Source organism: Streptomyces acidiscabies (genome assembly GCF_020010905.1).
GTDB lineage: Bacteria > Actinomycetota > Actinomycetes > Streptomycetales > Streptomycetaceae > Streptomyces > Streptomyces acidiscabies.
The window spans coordinates 1,879,393-1,905,364 of record NZ_JAGJBY010000002.1; the positions used below are offsets into that span (position 1 = coordinate 1,879,393).

A 25,972-nucleotide genomic window follows, 5' to 3' on the forward strand; every position below is an offset into this window, starting at 1 on the left:
TACGCGGTCCGAGGAGGGAGCCACCGATGATTCTGCTCCGTCGCCTGCTGGGTGACGTGCTGCGTCGGCAGCGCCAGCGCCAGGGCCGTACTCTGCGCGAAGTCTCCTCGTCCGCCCGAGTATCGCTCGGCTATCTCTCCGAGGTGGAGCGGGGGCAGAAGGAGGCATCCTCCGAGCTGCTGTCCGCCATCTGCGACGCGCTGGACGTACGGATGTCCGAACTCATGCGGGAAGTGAGCGACGAACTCGCCCTCGCCGAGCTGGCCCAGTCCGCTGCGGCCACCCCCAGCCAGCCCGTGCCGGCCCCGGTGCGTCCGATGCTGGGTTCCGTCTCGGTGGCCGGTGTGCCTCCGGAGCGGGTGACCATCAAGGCGCCCGCCGAGGCGGTGGACGTGGTCGCCGCCTGACGGCTGTTCGTGTGCGTGAGCCCCGGCCGGGGTTGTCCCGGCCGGGGCTCACGTGTGTCTGCCGGGGCCCGTGTGCGGTTCCGTTTGCCGGGTACCCGGGGTGCGGGCATCGTGAAGGAGCCTTGATCCCAGCACCGGAGGTCTACGGATGTACGTCGTGAAGAGCCCGCTGTCCGACGCCGATCTGCGGATCGTCGGGGGTGCTCTGCAAGGGGCCCTCGTCGACCTGATCGACCTCTCGCTGGTCGCCAAGCAGGTCCACTGGAACGTCGTGGGGCCGCGCTTCCGCTCCGTCCACCTCCAGCTCGACGAGGTCGTCGACGTCGCCCGGCTGCACTCCGACACGGTCGCCGAGCGGGCCTCCGCGCTCGGGGTCTCGCCCGACGGGCGGGCGGCCACGGTCGCCGGCGGCAGTGGGATCGGGGGTGTGGCCGAGGGGTGGGTGAAGGACACCGACGCGGTGCGGGCGCTGGTCGATGCGCTGGGGGCCGTCATCACTCGTATGAGGGAACGTGTGGAGGTTACGGGTGACGCGGATGCCGTGAGCCAGGACATTTTCATCGGGATCACCGCGGATCTTGAGAAGCACCATTGGATGTTCCAGGCGGAGAACGTGTAGGGGGCCGTGTGGTGGGGTGGATAGGCCGGGTGGTGCTCGGGGCGGTGTGGTGGTGGGGGGCGGTGCGGCTTGCGGTCGTGCCGGGGGCGGGGGTGGTGGAGGGGGCGGTCGTGGCTGGGGGGTGGGGGTTGAGTCTGCTGCCGGTGCACTGTGTGCCGAGGGCGGGGGCGGTGGGGGTGGTTGCTGTGGGGCGGTGGCGGGAGGCTTGGCGGGGTGGGGGGTCTGGGGAGGGGGGTCGGGGTGGGCAGGGGCGCGGTGGTTGAGGGAGTTGCGGTGGCCCGGGGGTGCGATGGCCTGGGGGTGCGGTGGCCTGGGGTTCGGTGGCCGAGGGTTCGGTGGGAGTGGGAGGGAGGGTGTTGGGCAGGGGTGATGAAGTGTGATGATCGGATGTAGCGACTTACGTTGTGGGCCGGGTTACGTCGTCGGTCCGGCGATCCGCGTCACCACGGCATCGCGACGCCCCCGTTGGGCCGCAGGATCTGCCCCGTCATGAACGCCGACGCGTCCGAGGCCAGGTACAGGACCGCGTGCGCGACCTCCTCCGCCTCACCCACCCGCTTCAGCGGCGCCAGGCGGGCCATGGACGCCTCCGTACGGGCCTGGGCCGCCGCGTCCGGGCGGTCGGTCATCGGCGTGCGGATCCAGCCCGGGGCGACCGCGTTGACGCGGATGCCGTGCGGGCCGACCTCGGTCGCGAGCGTCCGCGTCAGCTGGACCACGGCCGCCTTGGCGACGCCGTAGCAGAGCAGGCCGGCGCCCCCGGTGTCGACCGCGCCGGACGCCATCGTGACGATGCTGCCGCCCGAGCCCTGTCCGATCATCCGGTCGGCGGCCTCCTGGCAGGCGTACAGCACGCCCTTGAAGTTGACGGCCCACACCCGGTCGAGATCCTCGTCGCGGGTCTCCAGGACCGTGCTGCTGTGCATGATCCCGGCGACGGCGGCGAGGATGTCCAGGCGGTCGCAGGAGGCGATGGCGTCGTGGAGTTGGGTGCGGTCGGTGACGTCTAGGCGGTGGGTGTGTACGCCCGCCTGCACGCCCGTGTGTGCGGCTTTGGCGAGCGTTGCCGTCTCCTCCAGCCCCCGCGCGTCCCGGTCCGCCGCGTGCACCGTCGCCCCCGCCTCCGCGAGGAGGATCGCGCAGGCGCGGCCGATGCCGCTTGCGGCTCCGGTCACGAACGCGGTGCGCCCGCTGAGGTCGTACGCCTTCACGGCCATTCATCGACCGTACGAAATAATCTGATGGCTCGTCAATTGTGCGGTCCCTTTTGACAGTTCGGGCACCAGTACGTGGGGCGGCCGTCCTGGTCGGCGAGGCGGACGGGTGTGCCGCAGTGCAGGCAGGGGCGGCCCGCGCGGCCGTACACGAACAGGTCCTGGCCGTGGCGGCCCGTCGTCGTGCGGACCGGGCGGGTGCGGTTGGCCTCCAGGAGGCGGTGCGCGAGGGGCGGGAGCTTGGCCGCGCGGTCGGGCGGGAGCGCGCCGACGGGGAGCCAGGGGGTGGCGCCGGTCAGGAAACACAGCTCGCTCTTGTAGATGTTGCCGATCCCGGCGAGGTTGCGCTGGTCCAGCAGGGCCTCGCCGAGGGGGCGGGCGGGGTCCTTGAGGAGGTTCGCCAGGGCGCGGCCGGCGTCCCAGTCCGGGCCCAGCAGGTCGGGGCCCAGGTGGCCGACGAGGCTGTCCTCCCGCGCGGTGCGGATCAGGTTCAGCACGGTCAGGCGGTAGCCGACGGCCGTACGGTCCGCCGTCCCCAGGACCGCCCTGATCTGGTGCCCGGGGCCGCCCGTCCAGCGCCGGCCCTCCGCGTACACGTACCAGGCGCCCTCCATGCGCAGGTGCGAGTGGAGGGTGAGACCGCCCTCGATCCTCGCGAGGAGGTGCTTGCCGCGCGGGGTGACGTCCAGGACGGTCCGGCCGGTGAGGTCGACCGTCGCGTATTTCGGGACTCTGAGGTCGGAGAGGGTGAGGGGGGTGCCGGTGAGGGCGGTGTGGAGACGGCTTGCGGTCTGCCAGACGGTGTCGCCTTCGGGCATGGGGGGGCCTTTGGGGGGAGGGGTGGGGGATGCGCCCGCGCGTGGGGTGGTGGAGGCAGGGGGGTGGCGATACGGCGCGTCCGCGCGCGGGGGTGTCGTCATGCTCGTAGGCGCAGGCCGCGTGGGGTCGCGATGAAACCCGCCTCTTCCAGGAGGACGCCGAAAGGGGACGTCAGGGCCGGGGCGCCGTTGACGCGTTCCACGGTGACCGTTCCGAGCGAGTCCGCGCGGGCGGCCTCGGCCAGGGCCTGCGCCGCCTCGCGGAGGCGCGGGTCGTCCCTGGGGGCGTCGTCCGGGGTGCTCGGCCACGCCAGGAGCGTCTTCCCGCCGCGCTCCATGTACAGCGCCAGCTCTCCGCCGACCAGCACCACCAGCGAGCCCGCCTTCCGCCCCGGCTTGTGCCCCGCGCCGGTGGGCGGCTCGGGCCAGCCCAGCGCGGCACCGTACGCGTTCGCCGGGTCGGCCGCTGCCAGGACGACCGCTCGGGACGGCGGTGTACGCCGGTGAGGGCGCCCGTGCGCGTACGGCGGGGCCGGGGCGGGGCGCCGGGGGCTCCGGGGGGTGCCGGTGTCGGGGGAGGCGAAGTCGAGGGTGTCGGCGGGGGCGGGGGTGCTCCAGTCGAGGTCGGGGAAGCCGGGGGCGGCGTCGTGGTCGGGCGCGTACGGGGTGGTGTGGTCCGGCGTCGCGTGATCCGGGTCCGCGGGGTGGCCGTAGGGCGTGTCGTCCGGGGTCGGCCTGATGCCGCGCGTGGCGCTCGCCGGGAAGCCGTAGTCGGCCGGAGTCGCCGGGGCCGGGAGGGACTCGTCGCGGTCGCGGGTGTTGGCCACCGCGCGCAGGCGGTCGACGGCGCCGTCCATGGCGAACTGGGCGGCGCCGAGGCCCTCCACGACATACCCCCGGCGGGCCTGGCCGCTGTCCTCGAAGACCGACAGCACGCGGTACGTCGCGGAGAAACCGCCCTCGACGCCCTCGGCGGCGACCGCGCCCCGGGTGACCACGCCGTGCCGGTCGAGGAGGGTGCGGGCCAGCGCGTGCGCGCGGACGGTCGGGTCGCCCTCGGCGGCAGGGAGGAGGGACCAGCGGCCGGCCACGGTCGGGGGCCCGCCGCGCGAGGCGGGGCGGGCGGCGGTGAGGGAGCCGTAGCGTCCGCGCGGGACCGCTCGCCGCGCGCGGTGGGCCGTCGAACCCGCCGTACGGCCCGAGCCGAGCAGCGCGCGCATCGGGGCGAGCGTGTCGTTGGTGAGGCGGCCGGACCAGGCGAGGTCCCAGAGGGCGTCGGCGAGCTGCGGGTCGGTGGCGTCCGGGTGGGTGGTGGCGCGGACCTGGTCGGCGATCTGGCGGAAGAACAGGCCGTAGCCGCCGGAGAGGGCGGTCAGGACCGAATCGTGCAGCGCGGTCGGCTCCAGGAGGTGCGGCGGGGGCAGGAGCAGCGGGGCCGCGTCCGCCAGGTAGAGGGAGAGCCAGCCGTCCTTGCCGGGGAGCGCGCCCGCGCCCGCCCAGACGATCTCCCCGGCGGCGGTGAGTTCGTCGAGCATCGCCGGGGAGTAGTCGCGCACGCGTGAGGGCAGGACCAGCTTCTCCAGCGCCGAGGCGGGTACGGAGGCTCCCTGGAGCTGCTCGACCGCGCGGACCAGGCCGTCGGTGCCCCGCAGGGCGTGGCCGGTGCCGACGTGCTGCCACTGGGGCAGGAACTGGGCGAGCGCGGCCGGCGGGACCGGCTCCAGCTCCTGGCGCAGCGCCGCTAGGGAGCGCCGGCGCAGGCGCCGCAGGACCGTCGCGTCGCACCACTCCTGGCCGATGCCCGCCGGGTGGAACTCGCCCTGGACGACGCGCCCGCTCGCCGCGAGCCGCTGGAGCGCGCCGTCGGTGACGGCCGTGCCGAGGCCGAAGCGGGCGGCTGCCGCAGCGGACGTGAACGGGCCGTGCGTGCGCGCGTGGCGGGCCAGCAGGTCACCCAGGGGGTCCTTGACGGGCTCGGTGAACGCCTCCGGGACACCGACCGGCAGGGCCGTGCCCAGGGCGTCGCGCAGGCGGCCCGCGTCCTCGATCGCCGCCCAGTGGTCGACGCCCGCGACGCGCACCCGGATCGCGCGGCGGGCTGCGGCCAGCTCCTGCGCCCAGCCCGGGTCGGCGCCGCGCCGCGCGAGGTCGGCGTCGGTGAGCGGGCCGAGGACACGCAGCGCGTCGGCGATGGCTTCGGCGTCCCGCAGGCGCCGCTCCTCGGTGAGCCACTGGAGCTCGCGCTCCAGTTCGGTGAGGACCTCGGCGTCCAGCAGTTCGCGCAGCTCCGCCTGGCCGAGCAGTTCCGCCAGCAGCCGCGAGTCCAGGGACAGCGCGGCGGCGCGGCGCTCGGCGAGCGGCGAGTCCCCCTCGTACAGGAACTGGGCGACGTAGCCGAACAGCAGACTGCGCGCGAAGGGCGACGGCTCCGGGGTGGTGACCTCGACCAGGCGCACCTTGCGGGACTCCAGGTCACCCATCAGCTCGACGAGCCCGGGGACGTCGAACACGTCCTGGAGGCACTCGCGGACCGCCTCCAGGACGATCGGGAACGACCCGAACTCGCTCGCCACCTGGAGCAGTTGCGCCGCGCGCTGGCGCTGCTGCCACAGCGGGGTGCGCCGGCCGGGAGTGCGGCGCGGCAGCAGCAGCGCGCGGGCGGCGCACTCCCGGAACCGGGACGCGAACAGCGCCGAGCCGCCGACCTGGTCGGTGACGACCTGATCGACCTCGCCCTTGTCGAAGACGACGTCCTGCGCGCTCACGGGAGCCTGGTCGGCGTCGGCCGCCGTGTGCAAAGGGGTACCGGCCTTCGCCGGCTCCCGGTCGAGGAGGTCCAGGCCCATCAGGTCGGCGTCCGGCAGACGCAGGACGATGCCGTCGTCCGCGTGCATCACCTGCGCGTCCATGCCGTACCGCTCGGCGAGCCGGGCCCCCAGCGCGAGCGCCCACGGGGCGTGCACCTGGGCGCCGAACGGGGAGTGGACGACCACGCGCCAGTCGCCCAGCTCGTCCCGGAAGCGCTCCACGACGATCGTCCGGTCGTCCGGGACATGGCCGCAGGCCTCGCGCTGTTCGGCGAGGTACGACAGGACGTTGTCGGCGGCCCACGCGTCCAGGCCCGCCGCGAGCAGGCGCAGCCGGGCGTCCTCCTGCGACAGCGCGCCGACCTCGCGCAGGAACGCGCCCACCGCGCGCCCCAGTTCGAGCGGGCGGCCCAGCTGGTCGCCCTTCCAGAACGGCAGCCGGCCCGGCACACCGGGGGCGGGGGAGACCAGGACGCGGTCGCGCGTGATGTCCTCGATGCGCCAGGAACTCGTGCCGAGCGTGAAGACATCGCCCACGCGCGACTCGTAGACCATCTCCTCGTCCAGCTCGCCTACCCGGCCGCCGCCCTTCTTCGGGTCGGCGCCCGCGAGGAAGACGCCGAACAGGCCCCGGTCGGGGATCGTGCCGCCCGAGGTGACCGCCAGGCGCTGGGCGCCCGGTCTGCCGGTGACCGTCCCCGTCACGCGGTCCCACACCACGCGCGGGCGCAGCTCCGCGAACGCGTCCGACGGGTAGCGGCCCGCCAGCATGTCCAGGGTCGCAGTGAACGCCGACTCCGGGAGCGACGCGAAGGGAGCCGCGCGCCGGACGGCCGCCAGCAGGTCGTCGAACTGCCAGGTGTCCATCGACACCATCGCGACCACCTGCTGCGCCAGGACGTCCAGCGGGTTCGCGGGCACCCGCAGGGACTCGATGGCGCCCACGCGCATGCGCTCGGTGACCACCGCCGCCTGGACCAGGTCGCCCCGGTACTTCGGGAAGACCACGCCGGTCGACACCGCGCCCACCTGGTGCCCCGCCCGGCCCACGCGCTGGAGGCCGGAGGCCACCGAGGGCGGCGACTCCACCTGGACCACCAGGTCCACCGCACCCATGTCGATGCCCAGCTCCAGGCTGGACGTCGCGACCACGGCGGGCAGCCGGCCTGCCTTCAGGTCCTCCTCGACCAGCGCGCGCTGCTCCTTGGAGACCGAGCCGTGGTGCGCTCGCGCGATGACCGGCGGGGCGCCCTGGGCCGCGCCCGAGCCGCCCATCAGCTCGGCCGGCGTGTGATGCTCCGCCAGCGGCTCGCCCGTCGCCCGCTCGTAGGCGATCTCGTTCAGCCGGTTGCACAGGCGCTCCGCGAGGCGGCGGGAGTTCGCGAACACGATCGTCGAGCGGTGCGCCTGCACGAGGTCCGCAATCCGCTCCTCCACGTGCGGCCAGATGGAGGGGCGCTCCGCCTTCGCGTCGTCCACCGGGGAGCCGCCCAGCTCGCCCAGGTCCTCCACCGGGACGACCACCGACAGGTCGAACTCCTTCGCCGACTTCGGCTGGACGATCTCGGCCTTCCCGCGCGGGGCGAGGTAGCGGGCGATCTCGTCCACCGGGCGGACCGTCGCCGACAGGCCGATCCTGCGGGCCGGCTTCGGCAGCAGGGCGTCCAGCCGCTCCAGGGTCAGCGCCAGGTGCGCGCCCCGCTTCGTGCCGGCCACCGCGTGGACCTCGTCCAGGATGACCGTCTCCACGCCCGTCAGCGCGTCGCGCGCGGCCGACGTCAGCATCAGGAACAGGGACTCCGGGGTCGTGATCAGGATGTCCGGCGGGCGCGTCGCCAGGGCCCGGCGCTCCGCGGGCGGGGTGTCGCCGGAGCGGATCCCGACCTTGACCTCCGGCTCGGGGAGGCCGAGGCGCACGGACTCCTGGCGGATGCCGGTCAGCGGGCTGCGGAGGTTGCGCTCCACGTCCACCGCGAGGGCCTTCAGCGGCGAGATGTACAGCACCCGGCAGCGCTTCTTCGGGTCCGCGGGCGGAGGCGTGGACGCCAGGCCGTCCAGCGCCGCCAGGAACGCGGCCAGCGTCTTGCCCGAGCCCGTCGGGGCGACCACCAGCACGTCCGAACCCTCCCGGATGGCCCGCCACGCGCCCGCCTGGGCCTCGGTGGGCGCCGAGAACGCCCCCGTGAACCAGCCGCGGGTCGCGGGGGAGAAGCCGTCCAGGGCTCGGTGTGCGGAACTGACCATGCGTCCATCCTGCACCCCGCCACTGACAATCGGGCTGACCTGTGGATACAGGGCCGGCGGCGGGGTCAGGCGAGGGGACGGCCGTACGACCTCAGGGTGCGGAGAGCGTCGATCGTCACCATCGCCCGGGCCTCCAGGGCGGCGGAGGGGGTCCACCGGGGCCGGTGGGGCGGCCAGCCGCCGTCGGACTGCTGGCCGGCCGCGAGGAGGTCCAGGGAACGGGACATCTCGGCGTCGGTGAACCACGCGCGCGCGACGGAGTGCGGGACGGGGGCGAAGTCGTGGGGGAAGTGCTGCCCGGCGGGCGCGGGGTACGCCTTAGGGCTGTCCGGGGCCAGGACGGCCAGGTGCCGGTCGCGCACCAGACGGCCCAGGCGGTCGGCGGCGGCCTGCGCGCGGGAGCGGTCGGGGACGGCGTCCAGGAAGGTGACGGCGGCCTGCACCTCGTACGGATCAGGGGCCCGCAGGGACTCCACCGCGTGCCAGCAGAAGTCGGTGGCCCGGAACAGCCAGGCGTGCCAGACGTCGTTACGGTGCAGGAGACCCGTGACGGGGCCGGTCGTCAGCAGGTCGCCGGCCGGGACGTCCGCGATCGGGGCCGACGGCGCGGCCGGGTAGCCGCGCTGGGAGGGCAGGACGGCCGGGAGGGCGCCGTCCGGGGCCGACACCGCCGTCAGATGACGGCACAGCTGCTCCACCCGCCGTCCGCCGCAGCGCCCGAGCGCGTCCAGGACACGCAGCGCGTACACCGCGTGCGGGGGCTGGCCGACGGGCCCGCGCAGGTCGGGCTCCAGGGCGTGGCCGTACCCGCCGTCCGCCGTGCGGTAGGCGTCGAGCGCGGTCTCCGCGGGGTCGGCGGAGGCGCCCAGGAAGTGGTGGGCGAACAGACGCTGCTCCAGCACGCGCGCGTTGAGCCACACGAAGCGCTCCGCGCGCGCGAGCGGGGAGCGCGCCGAGGGCGTCTGGGGCAGGGGGGAAGCTCCTGGTTCGGGCATGTCGCGACCGTAGGGCGGAAGGCGGTGCCCGCGCGGGCGTACGGCCAAGGGTGTACCCGAGGGGCGGGATACTGGGCGCATGCGGTTGACGGTCTTCTGGGAGCGGATGGCGGAGCACTTCGGTACGGGGTACTCCGAGACCTTCGCGCGCGATCACGTGATGACGGAGCTGGGCGGGCGGACGGTGCACGAGGCGCTGACCGCCGGCTGGGAGGCGAAGGACGTGTGGCGGGTGGTGTGCTCGGTGATGAACGTTCCGCACGAGAAGCGGTGATCCTCGGCGAAGATCGCGGGGGAGTGCCGGAATGCCGGTGGTGTGGGCGAGACTTGGGGCGTGGCACCGACTGAGGAGACCGGGCAGCTCGCCCCGCAGACACCATCGTCCGGCGCGGCGGCGCCGCCCGAGCCGCCGCCGGCCGACGGCGCTGGGACGGCCGGGGAGCGCATGCCGCGGTGGCTGCCGCGCGCGATGGTGCTCGCGTTGGCGCTCATCGGACTGTTCCAGCTCGGGACGTGGGCGTTCCACCAGCTCCTCGGGCTGCTGCTCAACATCCTCATCGCGTTCTTCCTGGCGCTCGCCGTCGAACCCGCGGTGAGCTGGATGGCGTCCTACGGGATGCGCCGGGGCCTCGCGACCTTCCTGGTCTTCCTCGGGCTGCTGATCGCCGTCGCCGGGTTCATCACGCTCCTCGGGTCGATGCTCGCCGGGCAGATCGTCAAGATGGTCGACGGGTTCCCGCAGTACCTCGACTCCGTCATCCACTGGATCAACACCTCGTTCCACACCGAGCTGAAACGGGTCGACATCCAGGAGGGGCTGCTGCACTCCGAGTGGCTGAAGAAATACGCCCAGAACAGTGCGGCCGGGGTGCTCGACGTCTCCGCGCAGGTGCTCGGTGGGCTCTTCCAGCTGCTGACGATCGCCCTGTTCTCGTTCTACTTCGCCGCCGACGGGCCCCGGCTGCGGCGGGGGCTGTGCTCCGTGCTGCCGCCGGCCAAGCAGGCCGAGGTCCTGCGCGCGTGGGAGATCGCCGTCGACAAGACCGGGGGGTACCTCTACTCGCGCGGGCTGATGGCGCTGATCTCCGGGATCGCGCACTACATCCTGCTCCAGGTCCTGGAGATCCCCTACGCGCCCGTGCTGGGGCTGTGGGTCGGTGTCGTCTCGCAGTTCATCCCCACGCTCGGGACGTACCTCGCGGGCGCGCTGCCCATGCTGATCGCGTTCACCGTCGATCCCTGGTACGCGCTGTGGGTGCTGGTGTTCGTCGTCGTGTACCAGCAGTTCGAGAACTACATGCTCCAGCCGAAGCTGACGTCGCGGACCGTGGACATCCATCCCGCCGTCGCCTTCGGGTCCGTCATCGCCGGGACCGCGCTGCTGGGGGCTGTGGGGGCGCTGATCTCCATCCCCGCTGTCGCCACGCTCCAGGCGTTCCTCGGGGCGTACGTGAAGCGGTACGACGTGACCGACGATCCCCGGGTGCAGGGGCGGCCACGGCGGGAGGAGCCGCGAGGCGGGGGCGGTGCGGGGCTGCGGGACGTGTGGAGGCGGGTCGGTGCGCGGGCGCGTGCGCGAGGTGGGCGGGGGTAGAGGCCTCGGCTGCCCCGGCCGGGGCAGCCGTCCTCGTGCGTCTGTTGTCGTGGGGGACACGCGAGGGTTGGGGCGACTTGTGAAGGTCGGGGGGACGTACGCTCGGGAAGCCGTGTGGTGCGCTTGACACGAAAATCGAACATCCATTCTGATGGAGGCTCCGGCGAAGTCCTCGGCGAGGATCTCTGGGGTTGTTTTGCCCGAGTCTGGGTGGAGAAGTGGCCTAGTTATCCACAGGCTGGACCGGCATCGAGACGCGTTGTCAGTGGCAGGCGTTAGCGTCTTCGACGTGAAGCGATCGACTCAAGCAAACCGGGTGGAACCCATGGCAGGCACGGACCGCGAGAAGGCGTTGGACGCCGCACTCGCACAGATTGAACGGCAGTTCGGCAAGGGCGCGGTCATGCGCATGGGCGAGCGGCCGAACGAACCCATCGAGGTCATCCCCACGGGATCGACCGCACTGGACGTCGCGCTCGGCGTCGGCGGCATCCCGCGCGGCCGTGTGGTGGAGGTGTACGGCCCGGAGTCCTCCGGCAAGACGACCCTGACACTGCACGCCGTGGCCAACGCGCAGCGGGCCGGCGGTCAGGTGGCCTTCATCGACGCGGAGCACGCCCTCGACCCCGAGTACGCGCGCAAGCTCGGCGTCGACATCGACAACCTGATCCTGTCCCAGCCGGACAACGGCGAGCAGGCGCTGGAGATCGTGGACATGCTGGTCCGCTCCGGCGCTCTCGACCTGATCGTCATCGACTCCGTCGCCGCGCTCGTGCCGCGTGCGGAGATCGAGGGCGAGATGGGCGACAGCCACGTCGGCCTCCAGGCCCGTCTGATGAGCCAGGCGCTGCGGAAGATCACCAGCGCGCTCAACCAGTCCAAGACCACCGCGATCTTCATCAACCAGCTCCGCGAGAAGATCGGCGTGATGTTCGGCTCCCCGGAGACGACGACCGGTGGCCGCGCGCTGAAGTTCTACGCCTCGGTGCGACTCGACATCCGCCGCATCGAGACCCTCAAGGACGGCACCGAGGCGGTCGGTAACCGCACCCGCGTCAAGGTCGTCAAGAACAAGGTCGCGCCGCCCTTCAAGCAGGCCGAGTTCGACATCCTCTACGGCCACGGCATCAGCCGCGAGGGCGGCCTGATCGACATGGGCGTGGAGAACGGCTTCGTCCGCAAGGCCGGCGCCTGGTACACGTACGAGGGCGACCAGCTCGGCCAGGGCAAGGAGAACGCCCGCAACTTCCTGAAGGACAACCCCGACCTCGCCGACGAGATCGAGAAGAAGATCAAGGAGAAGCTGGGCGTCGGAGTCCGCCCGGAGCCGGCCGCGGCCGAGCCCGCGGCGGACGCCGTGACCCCCGCCCCCGCGACCGGCGGCGCGGACGACGCGCCCAAGACGGTCCCCGCTCCCGCAGCCAAGGCCGCCAAGACCAAGGCCGCGGCGGCCAAGAGCTGATCCTCCGTGACACGACGAACCGACTGGGCCGACCCCTTCGACCCCGACGCCCTCCGGGGCCCGGGGACGCGGGACGCCGACCCAGGCCAGGACCGGCGGGGGAGCGGCTCGTACGCGGATGCCGACCTGCCCGGTGGTTCCCTGTGGGGCGACGGCGGGGACGGTGACGGGGAGCCCGGCGGGCGTGGCGGTCGCGCGGGGCGTGGCAGGACCGGCGGGGGTGGTTCGCGCAGCGGGCGCGGCCGTCGCCGCAACGGCTTCGGGGAACCGTCCACCGGGCGGTCCGCCGAGGGGGAAGGCGTTTCCGACTCGTCGAGGGCCGAGAAGGAGCAGCCTTCAGGGGACCCGGCTGAGCGGGCGCGGGCGATCTGTCTGCGCCTGCTCACCGGGACCCCGCGCACCCGTAAACAGCTCGCGGACGCCCTGCGCAAGCGGGAGATCCCGGACGAGGTGGCCGAGGAGGTGCTCTCCCGGTTCGAGGAGGTCGGGCTGATCGACGACGGCGCCTTCGCGGACGCCTGGGTGGAGTCCCGGCACCACGGGAGGGGCCTGGCCCGGCGCGCTCTGGCCCGGGAACTGCGCACCAAGGGCGTCGACTCCACGCTGATCGACGAGGCGGTCTCCCAGCTCGACTCCGAGCAGGAGGAGACGACCGCCCGTGAACTCGTCGCCCGCAAGCTGCGCGCCACGCGGGGGCTCGACCGGGACAAGCGGGTCCGCCGTCTCGCGGGGATGCTCGCCCGCAAGGGCTACTCCGAGGGCATGGCCCTCAGGATCGTCCGGCAGGCGCTGGAGGAGGAGGGGGAGGAGACCGAGTTCCTGGACGGGGAGTTCTGAGAACCGGGGGAGTTCTGAGATGAGGGGGCGTCACCGGGAGCGGGGTGTTGTCCCGAGGTCTTCGGCGGGAGTGCGTGCCCCCGGGCACCGGTGGAGCGTTGTCCTGCTGGGGTGGGAGTGCAGTCGTGGGGGCGGCGGTCGGTACGTGGCGCCGGGACCGGTGGTCCCGGGCCGGTGACCGCCGAGGTGGGGGCATCGGAGCGGCCGGCTCCGGGCAGGGTGGACGCGCGGGGGCGCCGATCGTGTCCGGGCCGGGCCCGGTGTGCCGCCTGGGAACAGGCGGTCCTCCTGGAGCGGCCGGTCTCCACCGAGGGCTGATGGGGGAGCGGCGTCCGGGACCGGCGAACAGGCCGCGTCGCCCTTCCCGTTCCGGGGTGGGGGTAACCCCCGTGCGAAGACGCCGGATCACCGCAGTGCACGGGCGGGTGGGTGAGGGCGAGTGTGGACGCGTGCCGTCGACTCCCCTCACAACAGAAGAGAGAGCCCGCCCTCATGATGCTGCGTTACGCACTCAAGACGGTCCGCGCCCGCAAGGCCGGGTTCCTCGGGGCCTTCCTCGCCCTGATGTGCGCCTCCGCGCTTGTCACCGCCTGCGGCACACTCCTGGAGACGGGACTGCGCGGCACGATCCGCACCGAGCGGTACGCGGCGACGCCCGTCCTGGTCTCCGGTGACCAGAACGTCCACCGGACCACCGTTCAGCACAAGAACGGCAGGACCAAGGTCAAGCACAAGGCCAAACCCATCGCCGAGCGCGCCTGGCTGCCCGAGGAACTGGAACAGCGGATCGCCGCCGTCCCCGGCGTCGCCCGCGTCGTCCCCGAACTGACCTTCCTCGCCGTCCCGTCGACACCCGGCCACGACCCCGGCCGGCCCTCCTACGGCCACGCCTGGCACTCCGCCGCGTTGACGCCGTACCGCCTCGTCGGCGGGGCCGCTCCCCGGGGCGCCGGCGATCTCGTCGTCGACAGCGACCTCGCGGCGCGGGCGCGGCTGGCGATCGGCGACCGGCTCACCGTGCAGTCGACGCAGGCCCCGCGCGCCTACCGGATCAGCGGCATCGCGGCGGCGACAGGGGTGCGTCACCAGACGTCCCTCTTCTTCTCCGACGGCGAGGCCCGCAGGCTGGCCGCGCACCCCGGGCAGGTCACCGCGTTCGGCGTGCTCCCCGCCGAGGGGACCGACCCCGGCGAGCTGAAGCGGGCGGTCGGGCGGGCCCTGGACGGCACCACCGCGCAGGTCATCGTCGGGGACGCGCGCGGTCCCGTCGAGTTCCTGGACGCCGCTGCCGCGCGGGTCCGGCTGATCAGCATGGGCGGGGCGATGGGCGGGACCTCGCTGCTCGTGGCCGTGCTCGTGGTCGTCGGGACCTTCGGGCTGTCGGTGCAGCAGCGGCACCGGGAACTCGCCCTGCTGCGCGCCGTCGCCGCGACCTCGGGGCAGATCCGCCGGCTGCTCGGCCGGGAGGCGCTGCTCGTCGGGGCGGTCGCCGGGACCGTGGGCGCGGTCGCCGGGCTGCCGCTGGGGAGCCGGCTGCACGGACGCTTCGTCGCCCTGGGCGCCGTACCCGCCACGCTGGAGCACTCCAGCAGCGTCTTCCCGCCGCTCGCCGCCGTCGCCGTGACCCTGCTGGGCGCCTGGGCCGCCGCGCGGGTCGCCTCCCGGCGGGTCGTCCGGATCCGGCCCGTCGAGGCGCTCACCGAGACCGTGGCCGAACCCGCCCGCCCCGCGTGGGGGCGGCTCGCTGCCGGTCTGCTGCTGCTCGCGGGCGGCGGCACCCTCGTCGCCGTACTCGGCGTGCTGCGCACCGAGCCCGCCGCGACCCCCGTGACCTTCCTCGCCGTCATTGTCCTGTCCACCTCCGTCGCCCTCCTCGGCCCGCTCCTCGTCAGAGCGGCCACGCTGCTCCTTTCCGGGCCCCTGCGGCTCACCGGTCACGGCGGCCGGCTCGCCACCGCCAACCTGCGCGGCAACGCCGCCCGCATGGCCTCCGTCGTCACCCCTCTCACCCTGCTCGTCGGCATGACCTGCACCGTCCTGTTCGTCCAGCCCACCCTCGGCGACGCCGCCCGCGCCGAGGCCCGCGAGGGGGTGCGCGCCGACTGGGTCGTCGACTCGGCGGGACCCGGCGTCCCCGACCCGGTGGCCCAGCGGCTGCGCGCGCCCGGTGACGCCGTGACCGAGATCGTCCGCACCACCGTCCGGATCGGCCTCGACAAGTACCCGGCGCAGGGCGTCACTCCGGCCGGTCTCGCCCGCACCTGGGACCCCGATGTCACCGCGGGCTCCCTCGACCGGCTCACCGGGAACACGGTCGCCGTCAGCGAACTGGCCGCGGACCAGCTCGGTCTGGCGCCCGGCTTCCCCCTGAAGCTGACCCTCGGCGACGGAACGCCCGCCACGCTCACCGTCGCCGCCGTCTACTCCAGGGGCCTCGGTTTCGGAGACCTCACCCTCGCGCACGACCTCGTCGCACGCCACGTCGACAATCCCCTGTCCGCCTCCCTCCTCGTCAGCACCAGCCGTACACACAGAGAACTCGCGACTACGCTCCGTGAGTTCCCGGATCTCCGAATTCTTTCCCCGGACGCCGCGGACTCGGTCCGGGCGGCCAGGCAGCAGGAGAACGCCGAGGTCAACCTGTTCGCGATGGGGCTGGTCCTGGCCTTCACCGCCATCGCCGTTGTCAACACGCTCGGCATGTCGGTCTCGGAGCGGGTCCGGGAGTTCGCGCTGCTGCGGCTCGCCGGGGCGACGCGGCGTCAGGTGCTGCGGATGCTGCGCACCGAGGCTCTGTCGACCCTGCTCCTCGCGACCGCGCTCGGCAGCGGCATCGCCCTCGCCGTCCTGACCGCGTTCAGCATCGGGATGACGGGGCGTGCGGCGCCGGCCGTGGCTCCGCTCGTGTACGTCACCGTCGTCGCCGTGGCCGGGCTGCTCGCGCTCGTGGCGACTGCGGTGCCCGGGCGGGTGGCGTTGCGGGTGCGGGCGGTGACGGTGGTGACGGCGAGGGAGTAGGGAGGGCCGGGGTGGGGGACGGCGGCGGTGGGGGCGGTCGTATTGTCGTGCGAATCGCGCCGACCCCTGCGGCTGCCGCTCCTTTGGCCTCCGCCCCCTTCCGCCCCGCCCTCCGCTACCGCGTCACCGGCAGCCCCGCCGCCCTCCACGCCTGGAACCCGCCGATCAGGTCGGTCGCGCGGTGCAGGCCGAGTTGGTGCAGGGAGGCGGCGGCGAGGCTGGACGCGTACCCCTCGTTGCAGATCACGACGACCCGCAGATCGTGCCCGGTCGCCTCGGGGACGCGGTGGCTGCCCTGAGGGTCGAGCCGCCACTCCAGCTCGTTGCGCTCGACGACCAGGGCGCCGGGGATCAGCCCGTCACGCTCGCGCAGGGCGGCGTACCGGATGTCGACGAGCAACGCGTCGCCCGCGCGGGTGGCCTCGTGCGCCTCCTGCGCCTCCACGCGCGCGTACGTGGCGCGTGTCTGTTCCAGCAGGGCGTCGATTCCCATGGGTCGCTCGCCAGGGGTACCGCCGCCCTCGTCCGTGTCATCAGCCCCGCGCGCGCTCACTGCCAGTCCTCCGGCCGCTCCACCTGCTCCAGGCGCAGCACCTGTCCGGAGCGGCTGTAGCGGCGGATGCGGGGGAGCGGCGGGTAGTACGCGTGGACGGAGACCGCGTGCCGGTCGGAGGACTCGTTGAGGACCTCGTGGATGTGGTGGCGGCCGAACGCGCGGCCCTGTCCGGCGGTCAGGGCGCGCTCCCGGTCGACATCCTCCGACAGCTCCAGGGTCTTCCAGCCGTCGGTGGGGAGGCGGGCGGCGAGGGAGTTCTCCTTGAGCGTGCCCCGGGCGGTCAGGAAGGCGCCCACCGAGTCGGCGTGGTCGTGCCAGCCGGTGCCGGTGCCGGGCGGCCAGCCGATGAGCCACGCCTCGCTGCCGGCGGGCCCTTCGAGCCGGATCCAGGTACGGCCCTCGGGATCGAGCGGGAGGGACGCGATCAGCTCGGCGTCGGCGGCGGTGCGCCGTACGAAGTCCAGGAGGTCGGCCTGGGTGGGGATGCGTGCGGGCGTGGGGAGGGAAGGGGCGACAGACACGGACACCGTCCTGGCGAGGTTCGCGGGGAGCGCGCCGTACGCGCGCGTGAAGGGATGCGAATCAGCAGGAGGAGCGACACACGCAGCCCGCGTAGCGGACGAGGTCCATGTGGACCCTCCGCCACAGGTGCACGCAGGTGTCGGTCACGATCCGGAGTAGACCATGGCCGTCCGGGGCGGTCAACTGGCTGTCACCATGCGGACAGAGAGGGGGGTGAGCAGTGATTTCGTCCGACGATCGGACCGGAGATCGTGCTCCCGCGCGCGGGAACCCCCCTCACGCTCACTGCACCCCCGCCTCCGCCTCCTCGCGCGCCGCCCCTCCCACGGCCGTCTCCGCCGCCGCGTACAGGTCCGCCGGCCGTACGCCGTTCAGCGCGGCCACCAGATGCCCGTCGGGGCGGATCAGCAGCACCGTGTGGGGCGCGGCCCCCGGATAGCTCTCGGTGACCAGCAGCTCCGCCGGGTACGGCAGCGCGGTGACGGCGGCGGCGAGGCGGGGCATGATGCCGGCGCCCACCCAGTGCTTGCGCTCCCACACGCCCGTACCCGGCGCGATCAGCACGGCGAGCAGGGCACCCCGGCCGAGGCGGTCGCGCAGGCGGACGGAGGAGCCGTCCTCGGCGGTCACCCGTACGTCGGTGACCTGGGCGCCGGGCGGGGTGTCCACCGGCACCTCAGCGGCCAGGTGCCGGGGCGCGAGCGGGGAGTCCGCGTGGTCGCCCGGCGCGCCGAGCGGGCCGCGGCCGAGGTGGCCGTCGGCCAGCAGCGCGTCGTGCCCCCGGGCGGCGCCGGGGACGTACGCGCGCAGGCCCCCGCCACCGCGCAGCAGTGGCAGCGTCTGGTCGGCGGCGCGCAGGCGCGCGGAGAGGGCCGCACGGCGCTCCGCCTGGTAGCTGTCGAGCAGCGCCTCGCGCGGGCCGTGGTGCCAGGCCGCCGCGAGCTTCCAGGCGAGATTGTCGGCGTCCCTGAGGCCCTCGTCGAGGCCGTGCGTGCCGAACGCGCCCAGCAGGTGCGCCGCGTCCCCGGCGAGGAAGACACGCCCCACGCGCCAGCGCCGCGCGAGCCGGTGGTGCACCGTGTGGACGCCGGTGTCGAGCAACTCGTACGGAGGCGTCGCCCCGCCGTTCCAGCCGGTGAGCGTCTCGCGCACGCGCGCCACCAGCAGCTCGGGCGTGACCAGGTCCTTGCCCGGAGGGAGCAGCCAGTCCAGGCGCCAGACGCCGTCCGGGAGGGGGCGGGCGGTGACCTCCCCGGCCGACGGTCCGGACGTCCGCCACGGCGGCATCCGATGGAGCAACGCCTGGCCCTCCCACGGAAGTTCCGCCCGCAGCGCGGCCACGGCGTGTCGCTCGACCGCCGTGCGGCCGGGGAAGCGGATGTCCTGGAGTTTGCGGACCGTCGAGCGGGGGCCGTCGCAGCCGATCAGATAACTGCCGCGCCACCATGTGCCCTTCGGCCCGCGCGTGTGCGCGGTGACGCCGGAGGGCTCCTGTTCGACCGTGTCCAGCCTGCTGTCCACGGAGAGCTTCACCAGGCCCTCGCGCGCGAGGGCGGTGCGCAGCGCGCGCGTGAGGACGTGCTGCGCGATGTGCAGGGGGGCCGGGTCCGTGTCGTCGAACGTGACCTCGCGCATCGTCTGCTTGCGCCGCAGTGACCGCCAGCCCGTCCAGCGCAGTCCGTCGAGAGGGGCGCCGGTCAGCCGCTCCAGCAGAGCGGCCGTGTCCTCGCGCAGGACTACTGTGCGCGCGAGCCGCGGTTCGTCCTTCCCCGGGCCTTCGTCCAGTACGACCGACGGCACCTCCTGACGCGCCAGCGCCAGGGCGAGCGTGAGCCCCACGGGCCCCGCTCCGACGATGATCACCGGGTCCACTGGAGGCCGCCCCCTGCCTGCGACGGTGCCTTCGGGGACGTGAGTGATGTCGAGGTGGGAGCAGGGTGCACGATCACAGAACGTATGCAACCCATTGCCGCTGCTTGCGTCAAGTGACGGAGGCAGCGGCGCGCACGCCACTGCCTCCGTACAGGTCAAGGGATGTGAGGGGGCGTCAGAGTGGTCCGCCCACCGCTGCGCCGCCCGCGCCCGTGCCGAAGGTTCCGCCGATGGCGGCCGAGTCCATCTTCTCCACATCGCCGGCGCCGAGCACCGCGCCCGTACTGCGCTTGCTGCGCCGCAGGCGCTTCTCCAGCCAGCTCGCGAAGCTGGTCAGCAGGAAGTTCAGGGCGATGTAGACGGCCGCGACCACGATGAAGCTCTGGATCGGGTTGGCGTAGTTGGCGGCGAGTGTGGCACGCGAGTTGAGCAGATCGGTGAAGCTGATCATCGCGCCGCCCAGCGCGGTGTCCTTCACGATGACGACGAGCTGGCTGACGATCACGGGCAGCATCGCGGTGACGGACTGCGGGAGCAAGATGCTGCTCATCGTCTGGCCCTTGCGCAGACCGATGGCGTAGGCGGCCTCGGTCTGGCCCTTGGGAAGGGACAGAATGCCTGCTCTGACGATCTCGGCGAGCACCGCCGCGTTGTAGAGCACCAGGCCCGTCACAACGGCGTACAGGGGGCGGTCCTCGCTCGTGACGTTCGTCGAGCGCGAGTAGAACTCGTTCGCGAACAGCATCAGCAACAGCACGGGGATGGCCCGGAAGAACTCCACGATCGTTCCGGACACCGCGCGTACCCAACGGTGGTCGGAGAGTCGGGCGATGCCGAGAACCGCGCCCAGGGGCAGAGCGATCACCATGGCGAGCGCGGCGGCCTTGAGGGTGTTGCCGAGGCCCGGCAGGAGGTAGGTCGTCCAGGCTTCCGACTGGACGAACGGCTTCCACAGGGCGCCGGCCCACTCGTCCTTGGCGTCCATCTTCTGCCATGCCCACCACAGCACGAGGGCGAGCAGGGCGAAGAACGCCACCGAGAGGACGACGTTGCGCCGCTTGGCACGGGGGCCGGGCGTGTCGTACAGGACCGAACTCATCGCTTCACCGCCAGTCGCTTGCCGAGCCAGCCCAGGAAGAGGCCGGTCGGCAGGGTCAGCACCACGAACCCGAAGGCGAACACCGCGCCGATGAGCAGCGTCTGCGCCTCGTTCTCGATCATGCCCTTCATCAGGTACGCGGCCTCGGCGACGCCGATTGCCGCCGCCACCGTGGTGTTCTTGGTCAGCGCGATCAGGACGTTGGCCAGCGGGCCGATGACCGCGCGGAACGCCTGCGGCAGGATGACGAGCGTCAGGGTCTGGGAGAAGCCGAGCCCGATCGCGCGGGCCGCTTCCGCCTGCCCCACGGGCACCGTGTTGATGCCGGAGCGCAGCGCCTCGCAGACGAAGGCGGAGGTGTAGGCGGACAGGCCCAGTACGGCCAGCCGGAAGCCCTGGACCTTGAAGTCTCCGGAACCCATGGTGACGCCGAAGACGTCGGCCAGGCCGAGTGAGCAGAAGAGGATGATGACCGTCAGAGGGATGTTCCGGACGATGTTGACGTAGGCGGTGCCGAACCCGCGCATCAGGGGGACCGGGCTGACCCGCATCCCGGCCAGCAGGGTGCCCCAGATCAGTGAGCCCAGGGCTGACAGTGCGGTGAGTTTCACCGTCATCCAGAACGCCCCGAGGACGTCATAACCTTCGAGAAAGTCGAACACGATCTCCCGCGCTTCCGGGTGGATGGCCTATGAGGAGGGCGCGGCGCGCCGCCGCCGTGATCGCGACGGACGACGGCACGCCTCGGGAACCTTTCGGGGCTGGCCCGCGGTTACTTGACGATGTTGCCGATCTTCGGGGCGGGCTCGTTCTTGTAGCCCGCCGGGCCGAAGTTGGCGACGACGGCCTTCTCCCAGGACCCGTCGCTGACCATCTTCTCGAGCGCCTTGTTGATCTTGTCGACGGTCGCGGTGTCGCCCTTCTTGACGCCGATGCCGTAGTTCTCGTTGCTCAGCTTCAGGCCGGCCAGCTTGAACTTGCCCTTGTACTGGTCCTGGGCGGCGAAACCGGCAAGGATCGAGTCGTCGGTGGTCAGCGCGTCCACGGAGCCGCTCTGGAGGCCGGAGAGGCACTCCGAGTAGCCGCTGACCTCCTTGAGGTTGGCCTTCGGGGCGATCGTCTTCTGTACGTTCTGCGCGGACGTCGAACCGGTCACGGAACACAGGTTCTTGCCGTTGAGGTCGGTGCCCTTGGCGATGGTGGAGTTTTCCTTCACCAGCAGGTCCTGGTGGGCCAGCAGGTACGGACCGGCGAAGTCGACCTTCGCCTTGCGCTTGTCCGTGATCGAGTACGTCGCCGCGATGAACTTGACGTCCCCGCGCGCGAGCGCGTTCTCACGGTCGGCGCTCTTCGTCTCGACGAACTGGATCTGGTCCGGCTTGTACCCCAGCTCCTTGGCCACGTACGTGGCGACGTCCACGTCGAAGCCCGCGAAGGACCCGTCGGGCTTCTTCAGGCCGAGGCCGGGCTGGTCGTACTTGATGCCGATCTTGATCTTGCCGCCGCCCCCGTCGGAGGAGCTGCTGGAGTCGTCCTTCTTGTCGCTGCCGCAGGCGGTCGCGGCGAGGGCGAGGGCGAGAACGGCGGCCGAGGCGGCGGTGACCTTGCGAAGCTTCATGGTGCGTCCTTTTGGAGTACGAAGGGATGCTGGTCCGGCGGTGCGGGTGAGGCCGTCAGTGGTGCAGGATCTTGGACAGGAAGTCCTTGGCGCGATCGCTGCGCGGGTTGCTGAAGAACTGGTCGGGCGCAGCCTGCTCGACGATGCGGCCGTCCGCCATGAACACCACGCGGTTGGCGGCCGAGCGGGCGAAGCCCATCTCGTGGGTGACGACGATCATCGTCATGCCGTCCCGCGCGAGCTGCTGCATGACCTCCAGGACCTCGTTGATCATCTCGGGGTCCAGCGCGGAGGTCGGCTCGTCGAAGAGCATCACCTTCGGGTCCATCGCGAGCGCCCGCGCGATGGCCACACGCTGCTGCTGGCCGCCCGAGAGCTGCGCGGGGTACTTGTCCGCCTGGGTACCCACTCCGACGCGCTCCAGGAGCGCCCTGGCCTTCTCCTCGGCTGCCTTCTTGTCGGCCTTGCGGACCTTGACCTGTCCCAGCGTCACGTTCTCGAGCACGGTCTTGTGCGCGAACAGGTTGAACGACTGGAAGACCATGCCGACGTCGGCACGCAGCCGGGCCAGCTCCTTGCCCTCCTGGGGCAGCGCCTTCCCGTCGATCGTGATCGTGCCCTCGTCGATCGTCTCCAGGCGGTTGATCGTGCGGCACAGGGTGGACTTACCGGACCCTGAGGGTCCGATGACGACGACGACCTCACCGCGCGCGATGGTCAGATCGATGTCCTGGAGTACGTGCAACGCACCGAAGTGCTTGTTCACGCTCTTCAGGACGACCAGCTCGTCGGTCGAGGCCGCGTCCTGCTTGGCCACCGATACTTCGGTCATCGCTCTCTGGCTCCGTCCTCCTCGGGTTTCGAGGACAGTAGTAACCAGTCATGAGCAGCGTCATTACATCTGAGGTGAATCTGAGCATCACGATCCGATAGCAATCGGACACATGTAGTGGCCCGGTAGTGGGAGCGCGTATCGGCCGGATAACGGAAGGGGTGCGCAACCGGAACCCGCTTGACGGCGTCGTCGTCCATCAGCGTGACTTCGGTGGTGCACACGCGCGTGGTGGCGCGTTCTCGCACCCTGGGCTCCGGTTCATTCCTAGGGGCTCGGCGCAACGACCGCATGAACTGGGGGAGGCCGGAATGAGACTGCTGCTCGTCGAGGACGACAATCACGTCGCCGCGGCCCTGTCCGCGGTCCTCAGGAGGCACGGTTTCGACGTCACCCACGCGCGCAGCGGCGAGGAGGCCCTCCAGGCGCTCGTCCCCGAGGGCCCGGGGTTCGGCGTCGTCCTGCTCGACCTGGGACTGCCCGACCAGGACGGTTACGAGGTGTGCGGCAAGATCCGCAAGCGCACCGCGACCCCCGTCATCATGGTCACCGCCCGTTCCGACGTGCGGTCCCGCATCCACGGCCTCAACCTGGGCGCCGACGACTACGTCGTGAAGCCGTACGACACCGGCGAACTGCTCGCGCGTATCCACGCCGTCAGCCGCCGCACCGTCCACGACGAGGGTGCCCCGGCGGCCGAGAGCGCCCTGGTGCTCGGGCCCGTCCACATCGAGCTGCCGACCCGCCGCGTCACCGTGGACGGGACGGTCGTACAGCTCACCCGAAAGGAGTTCGATCTGCTGGCCCTTCTGGCCCAACGGCCGGGTGTGGTGTTCCGCCGCGAGCAGATCATCAGCGAGGTGTGGCGCACGAGCTGGGAGGGCACCGGGCGCACCCTGGAGGTCCACGTCGCCTCCCTGCGGGCCAAGCTGCGCATGCCGGCGCTGATCGAGACCGTGCGCGGAGTGGGCTACCGGCTCGTCGCGCCGGCCGTCTAGCGGGCGCGCGTGCGTACTCGGCTGCTGCCGCTGCTCATCGTCCTGATGGCGGCCGTCCTGCTCGCCTTCGGTATCCCGCTGGCCGTCAGCCTCGCGGGCGCGCAGCAGCAGAAGGTGGTCGTCGACCGGATCGACGACACCGCGCGGTTCGCCGCGCTCGCGCAGTTCGTGACGGTGACGGAGGACGTGTCGACCACCGCCGACGAGCGGAAAGGGACGTTGCAGCGGGAGCTGCGGAACTACTACGACGTCTACGACATCCGTGCCGGTGTCTTCTACCGCACCGGTACGTCCATGGCTGCCGCCGCGTTTCCGTCGGATGTCAGAAATGCGGACCGCGAGGTACGCGCGGCGTTCGCCGAGGCCCTGCTCAGCCGGCGCAGTCACGACCCGGAGCAGGCGTGGCCCTGGGACCGCAGCCGGCTGGTCGTGGCGTCGCCGGTCATCCGGGACGGCGACGTCGTCGCGGTCGTCGTCACCGACTCGCCCACCGGGGCGCTGCGGTCACGGATCCTGCGGGGCTGGCTGATCATCGGTGCCGGCGAAGTCGCCGCGCTGCTGCTCGCGATCGGCGCCGCGCTGCGGCTGACGGGCTGGGTGCTCAAGCCGGTCGGGATTCTCGACAGCACCACCCACGCGATCGCCAGCGGTCGGCTCAAGTCCCGCGTGGCGGCCTCTGGAGGCCCTCCAGAGCTCCGCAGACTGGCCCGGTCGTTCAACGAGATGGCCGACACCGTCGAGGACGTCCTGGAGCAGCAGAGGGCTTTCGTCGCCGACGCCTCGCACCAGCTGCGCAACCCGCTCGCCGCGCTCCTGCTGCGGATCGAGTTGCTGTCGTACGAACTTCCCGAGGGCAACGAGGAGATCGCCTCCGTCCGGGGTGAGGGCAAGCGCCTCGCGGAGGTCCTCGACGACCTCCTCGACCTCGCCCTCGCCGAGCACTCCGAGGCCGACCTGAGGATCACCGACGTCGGCATGCTCGCCGCCGAACGCGTCGCCGCGTGGGCGCCGACCGCCGAGGCCAAGGGGGTGACCCTGCGCGGGGACTGTCCGGCCACCACCGCGTGGGCCGACCCCGTCGCCCTGTCCAGCGCGCTGGACGCCGTCATCGACAACGCCGTCAAGTTCACCCCGGAGGGGGAGAAGGTCGAGGTGACGGTCGCCGTCGACGGCGTCACCGCGACCGTCGTCGTCACCGACGACGGGCCCGGCCTGACCGAGGAGGAACTCGCGCGCGTGGGCGACCGGTTCTGGCGCAGCGGGCGCCATCAGAACATCAAGGGCTCGGGGCTAGGGCTGTCGATCTCCCGCGCGCTGCTCGCGGCGGGCGGGGCGACGATCTCGTACGGACCGCACGAGCCGCACGGGCTGACGGTGACGGTGCGGGTGCCCAGGACGTCGGCGTCCTGACCTACGGCTTCACCGAGCGGTAGTAGCGGCGGGCGCCGTCGTGCAGGGAGAGCGGGTCGGTGTAGATGGCCGTCCTGAGGTCCACGAGCTGCGCGGAGTGGACGTCGTGGCCGATGTCGTCACGGCTCTTGATGACGGTCCTGGTGAACCACTCGGCGAGGCGGTCCTTCGTGTCCGTGCGCGTGATCAGGAGATTGGCGACGGCGACTGTCGGCACGTCCTTGTTCCCCTGGAGTTTCGGGTAGGCGTCCGCGGGCATGTTGGTGGCCCGGTAGTAGCCGGCCGCGTCACCCTTCCGGTGCATTTTGGCGACGAGGGACGCAGGTATGGACACGAAACGGAACTTGGAGGGTTCGGCCGCCAGGGTCTGAAGCCCCTTGGTGGGCACTCCGCCGGACCAGAAGAACGCGTCGATCTTGCCGTCCTTGAGGTCCTGCGGCCCGGTGTCGATGCCTTCGTCCAGGGCCGTGATGTCCTTCGCGGCGATACCGGCGGCTTCCAGGACCCGTACGGCCATGAGCCGCACGCCGGAGTTGGGGAGCCCGGTGCCGACCCGCTTGCCCCGCAGGTCCTCGACGCTGGTCACCTTCGAATCGGACGGCACGATCAACTGGAGGTAGTCGTCGTACAGCCGCGCCACCGCGCGCAGCTTGCCCGACCCGTCCTTGTGCTGACTGTCGTACTCCGCGACAGCGTCGGCGGCGGCGATCGCGAACTGCGCCTCGTCGTCGGCCACGCGCTGGACGTTCTGCTGCGAGCCGTTGCTCTGGAGCAGATCCACCTTGAGGCCCGGCATGTCCTTGGACAGCTCGCCCTTCAGGAGATCGGCGTACTGGTAGTAGACGCCCACCTGGTTCCCGGTGGTGAACTTGACCGACCCGGACGGCGGATCGTCCCCCAGCGGCAGCAGCCACCACAGCAGCAGCCCGAGCAGGACGACGCCGGCCGCCGCGCCTTCGAGCGCGTGACGCTTGCCGATACGGGCGAACAGCTTGGACATGGCGCGATCCTGCCAGGCGGGACGGGCACTGGCCAGGGTGGGGACCGGGG

General features: G+C 72.3%; 22 protein-coding genes. 9 read left to right on the forward strand and 13 right to left on the reverse strand.

The window, feature by feature from the left end:
• Positions 1-26: 26 nt before the first annotated feature.
• Both J8M50_RS35325 and J8M50_RS35330 read left to right on the forward strand, forming a co-directional pair.
• A complete protein-coding gene (locus J8M50_RS35325; RefSeq protein ID WP_010360617.1) occupies positions 27-407 on the forward strand; it encodes a helix-turn-helix domain-containing protein in 381 nt (126 codons plus the stop codon).
• 148 nt (positions 408-555) lie between these two features.
• Positions 556-1,026 (forward strand): Dps family protein, encoded by a 471-nt coding sequence (locus tag J8M50_RS35330; protein WP_010360619.1) that lies wholly within the window; start codon positions 556-558, stop codon positions 1,024-1,026.
• Positions 1,027-1,466: 440 nt separating this feature from the next.
• Here the strand turns inward: J8M50_RS35330 and J8M50_RS35340 are convergent, their stop codons facing one another.
• The 4 genes from J8M50_RS35340 to J8M50_RS35355 form a co-directional block, all read right to left on the reverse strand.
• Positions 1,467-2,243 (reverse strand): SDR family NAD(P)-dependent oxidoreductase, encoded by a 777-nt coding sequence (locus J8M50_RS35340; RefSeq protein WP_010360620.1) that lies wholly within the window; start codon positions 2,241-2,243, stop codon positions 1,467-1,469.
• Between the two features lie 32 nt (positions 2,244-2,275).
• A complete protein-coding gene (locus tag J8M50_RS35345) occupies positions 2,276-3,058 on the reverse strand; it encodes an Fpg/Nei family DNA glycosylase (RefSeq protein WP_010360621.1) in 783 nt (260 codons plus the stop codon).
• A gap of 98 nt (positions 3,059-3,156) precedes the next feature.
• Complete coding sequence (locus J8M50_RS35350) at positions 3,157-8,109, reverse strand: ATP-dependent helicase (protein ID WP_010360622.1); 4,953 nt, start codon at positions 8,107-8,109, stop codon at positions 3,157-3,159.
• A gap of 65 nt (positions 8,110-8,174) precedes the next feature.
• Positions 8,175-9,104: a hypothetical protein gene (locus tag J8M50_RS35355; RefSeq protein WP_029184693.1), complete on the reverse strand. Its 930-nt coding sequence runs from the start codon at positions 9,102-9,104 to the stop codon at positions 8,175-8,177.
• 79 nt (positions 9,105-9,183) lie between these two features.
• Here J8M50_RS35355 and J8M50_RS35360 point away from each other — a divergent pair, with 79 nt between their 5' ends.
• From J8M50_RS35360 to J8M50_RS35380, 5 genes are all read left to right on the forward strand, one after another.
• Complete coding sequence (locus J8M50_RS35360; protein ID WP_010360625.1) at positions 9,184-9,378, forward strand: DUF3046 domain-containing protein; 195 nt, start codon at positions 9,184-9,186, stop codon at positions 9,376-9,378.
• A gap of 60 nt (positions 9,379-9,438) precedes the next feature.
• Positions 9,439-10,698 carry an AI-2E family transporter gene (locus J8M50_RS35365; RefSeq protein ID WP_075661079.1) on the forward strand — a complete coding sequence of 420 codons (1,260 nt, stop codon included), beginning with the start codon at positions 9,439-9,441 and terminating at the stop codon, positions 10,696-10,698.
• A 325-nt stretch (positions 10,699-11,023) separates the two neighbouring features.
• Positions 11,024-12,160, forward strand: a complete 1,137-nt coding sequence (gene recA / locus J8M50_RS35370; protein WP_010360628.1) for a recombinase RecA — start codon at positions 11,024-11,026, stop codon at positions 12,158-12,160.
• A gap of 6 nt (positions 12,161-12,166) precedes the next feature.
• Complete coding sequence (gene recX, locus J8M50_RS35375; protein ID WP_010360629.1) at positions 12,167-12,997, forward strand: recombination regulator RecX; 831 nt, start codon at positions 12,167-12,169, stop codon at positions 12,995-12,997.
• A 492-nt stretch (positions 12,998-13,489) separates the two neighbouring features.
• Positions 13,490-16,015: an FtsX-like permease family protein gene (locus J8M50_RS35380; RefSeq protein WP_010360630.1), complete on the forward strand. Its 2,526-nt coding sequence runs from the start codon at positions 13,490-13,492 to the stop codon at positions 16,013-16,015.
• A gap of 115 nt (positions 16,016-16,130) precedes the next feature.
• Here the strand turns inward: J8M50_RS35380 and J8M50_RS35385 are convergent, their stop codons facing one another.
• The 8 genes from J8M50_RS35385 to J8M50_RS35415 all read right to left on the reverse strand — a co-directional run bounded on the left by J8M50_RS35385 (position 16,131) and on the right by J8M50_RS35415 (position 22,514).
• Entirely contained in the window at positions 16,131-16,508 is a 378-nt protein-coding gene (locus J8M50_RS35385; RefSeq protein ID WP_010360631.1) for a rhodanese-like domain-containing protein, read from the reverse strand.
• Positions 16,509-16,564: 56 nt separating this feature from the next.
• Positions 16,565-17,092, reverse strand: a complete 528-nt coding sequence (locus J8M50_RS35390; RefSeq protein ID WP_010360632.1) for a cupin domain-containing protein — start codon at positions 17,090-17,092, stop codon at positions 16,565-16,567.
• Between the two features lie 61 nt (positions 17,093-17,153).
• Positions 17,154-17,240, reverse strand: a complete 87-nt coding sequence (locus tag J8M50_RS50255) for a putative leader peptide (RefSeq protein WP_368431555.1) — start codon at positions 17,238-17,240, stop codon at positions 17,154-17,156.
• 135 nt (positions 17,241-17,375) lie between these two features.
• Positions 17,376-18,965: an FAD-dependent monooxygenase gene (locus J8M50_RS35395; RefSeq protein WP_050372242.1), complete on the reverse strand. Its 1,590-nt coding sequence runs from the start codon at positions 18,963-18,965 to the stop codon at positions 17,376-17,378.
• Between the two features lie 175 nt (positions 18,966-19,140).
• Complete coding sequence (locus J8M50_RS35400; RefSeq protein WP_010358968.1) at positions 19,141-20,064, reverse strand: amino acid ABC transporter permease; 924 nt, start codon at positions 20,062-20,064, stop codon at positions 19,141-19,143.
• On the reverse strand, positions 20,061-20,726 hold the full coding sequence (locus J8M50_RS35405; protein ID WP_010358966.1) for an amino acid ABC transporter permease: 666 nt from the start codon (positions 20,724-20,726) through the stop codon (positions 20,061-20,063). Before J8M50_RS35405 ends, J8M50_RS35400 begins: the two co-directional genes overlap by 4 nt.
• 110 nt (positions 20,727-20,836) lie before the next feature.
• Positions 20,837-21,682, reverse strand: coding sequence for a glutamate ABC transporter substrate-binding protein (locus J8M50_RS35410; protein ID WP_010358965.1), 846 nt, complete (start codon positions 21,680-21,682; stop codon positions 20,837-20,839).
• A 55-nt stretch (positions 21,683-21,737) separates the two neighbouring features.
• Positions 21,738-22,514 carry an amino acid ABC transporter ATP-binding protein gene (locus tag J8M50_RS35415; RefSeq protein ID WP_010358964.1) on the reverse strand — a complete coding sequence of 259 codons (777 nt, stop codon included), beginning with the start codon at positions 22,512-22,514 and terminating at the stop codon, positions 21,738-21,740.
• Between the two features lie 311 nt (positions 22,515-22,825).
• Between J8M50_RS35415 and J8M50_RS35420 the strand changes: the two genes are divergently transcribed.
• Together J8M50_RS35420 and J8M50_RS35425 are read left to right on the forward strand one after the other, a co-directional pair.
• A complete protein-coding gene (locus tag J8M50_RS35420; protein ID WP_010358963.1) occupies positions 22,826-23,512 on the forward strand; it encodes a response regulator transcription factor in 687 nt (228 codons plus the stop codon).
• A gap of 9 nt (positions 23,513-23,521) precedes the next feature.
• Positions 23,522-24,922, forward strand: a complete 1,401-nt coding sequence (locus tag J8M50_RS35425) for a sensor histidine kinase (protein ID WP_010358962.1) — start codon at positions 23,522-23,524, stop codon at positions 24,920-24,922.
• A gap of 1 nt (position 24,923) precedes the next feature.
• Here the strand turns inward: J8M50_RS35425 and J8M50_RS35430 are convergent, their stop codons facing one another.
• Positions 24,924-25,922 carry a TAXI family TRAP transporter solute-binding subunit gene (locus J8M50_RS35430; protein WP_010358961.1) on the reverse strand — a complete coding sequence of 333 codons (999 nt, stop codon included), beginning with the start codon at positions 25,920-25,922 and terminating at the stop codon, positions 24,924-24,926.
• Positions 25,923-25,972 lie beyond the last annotated feature (50 nt).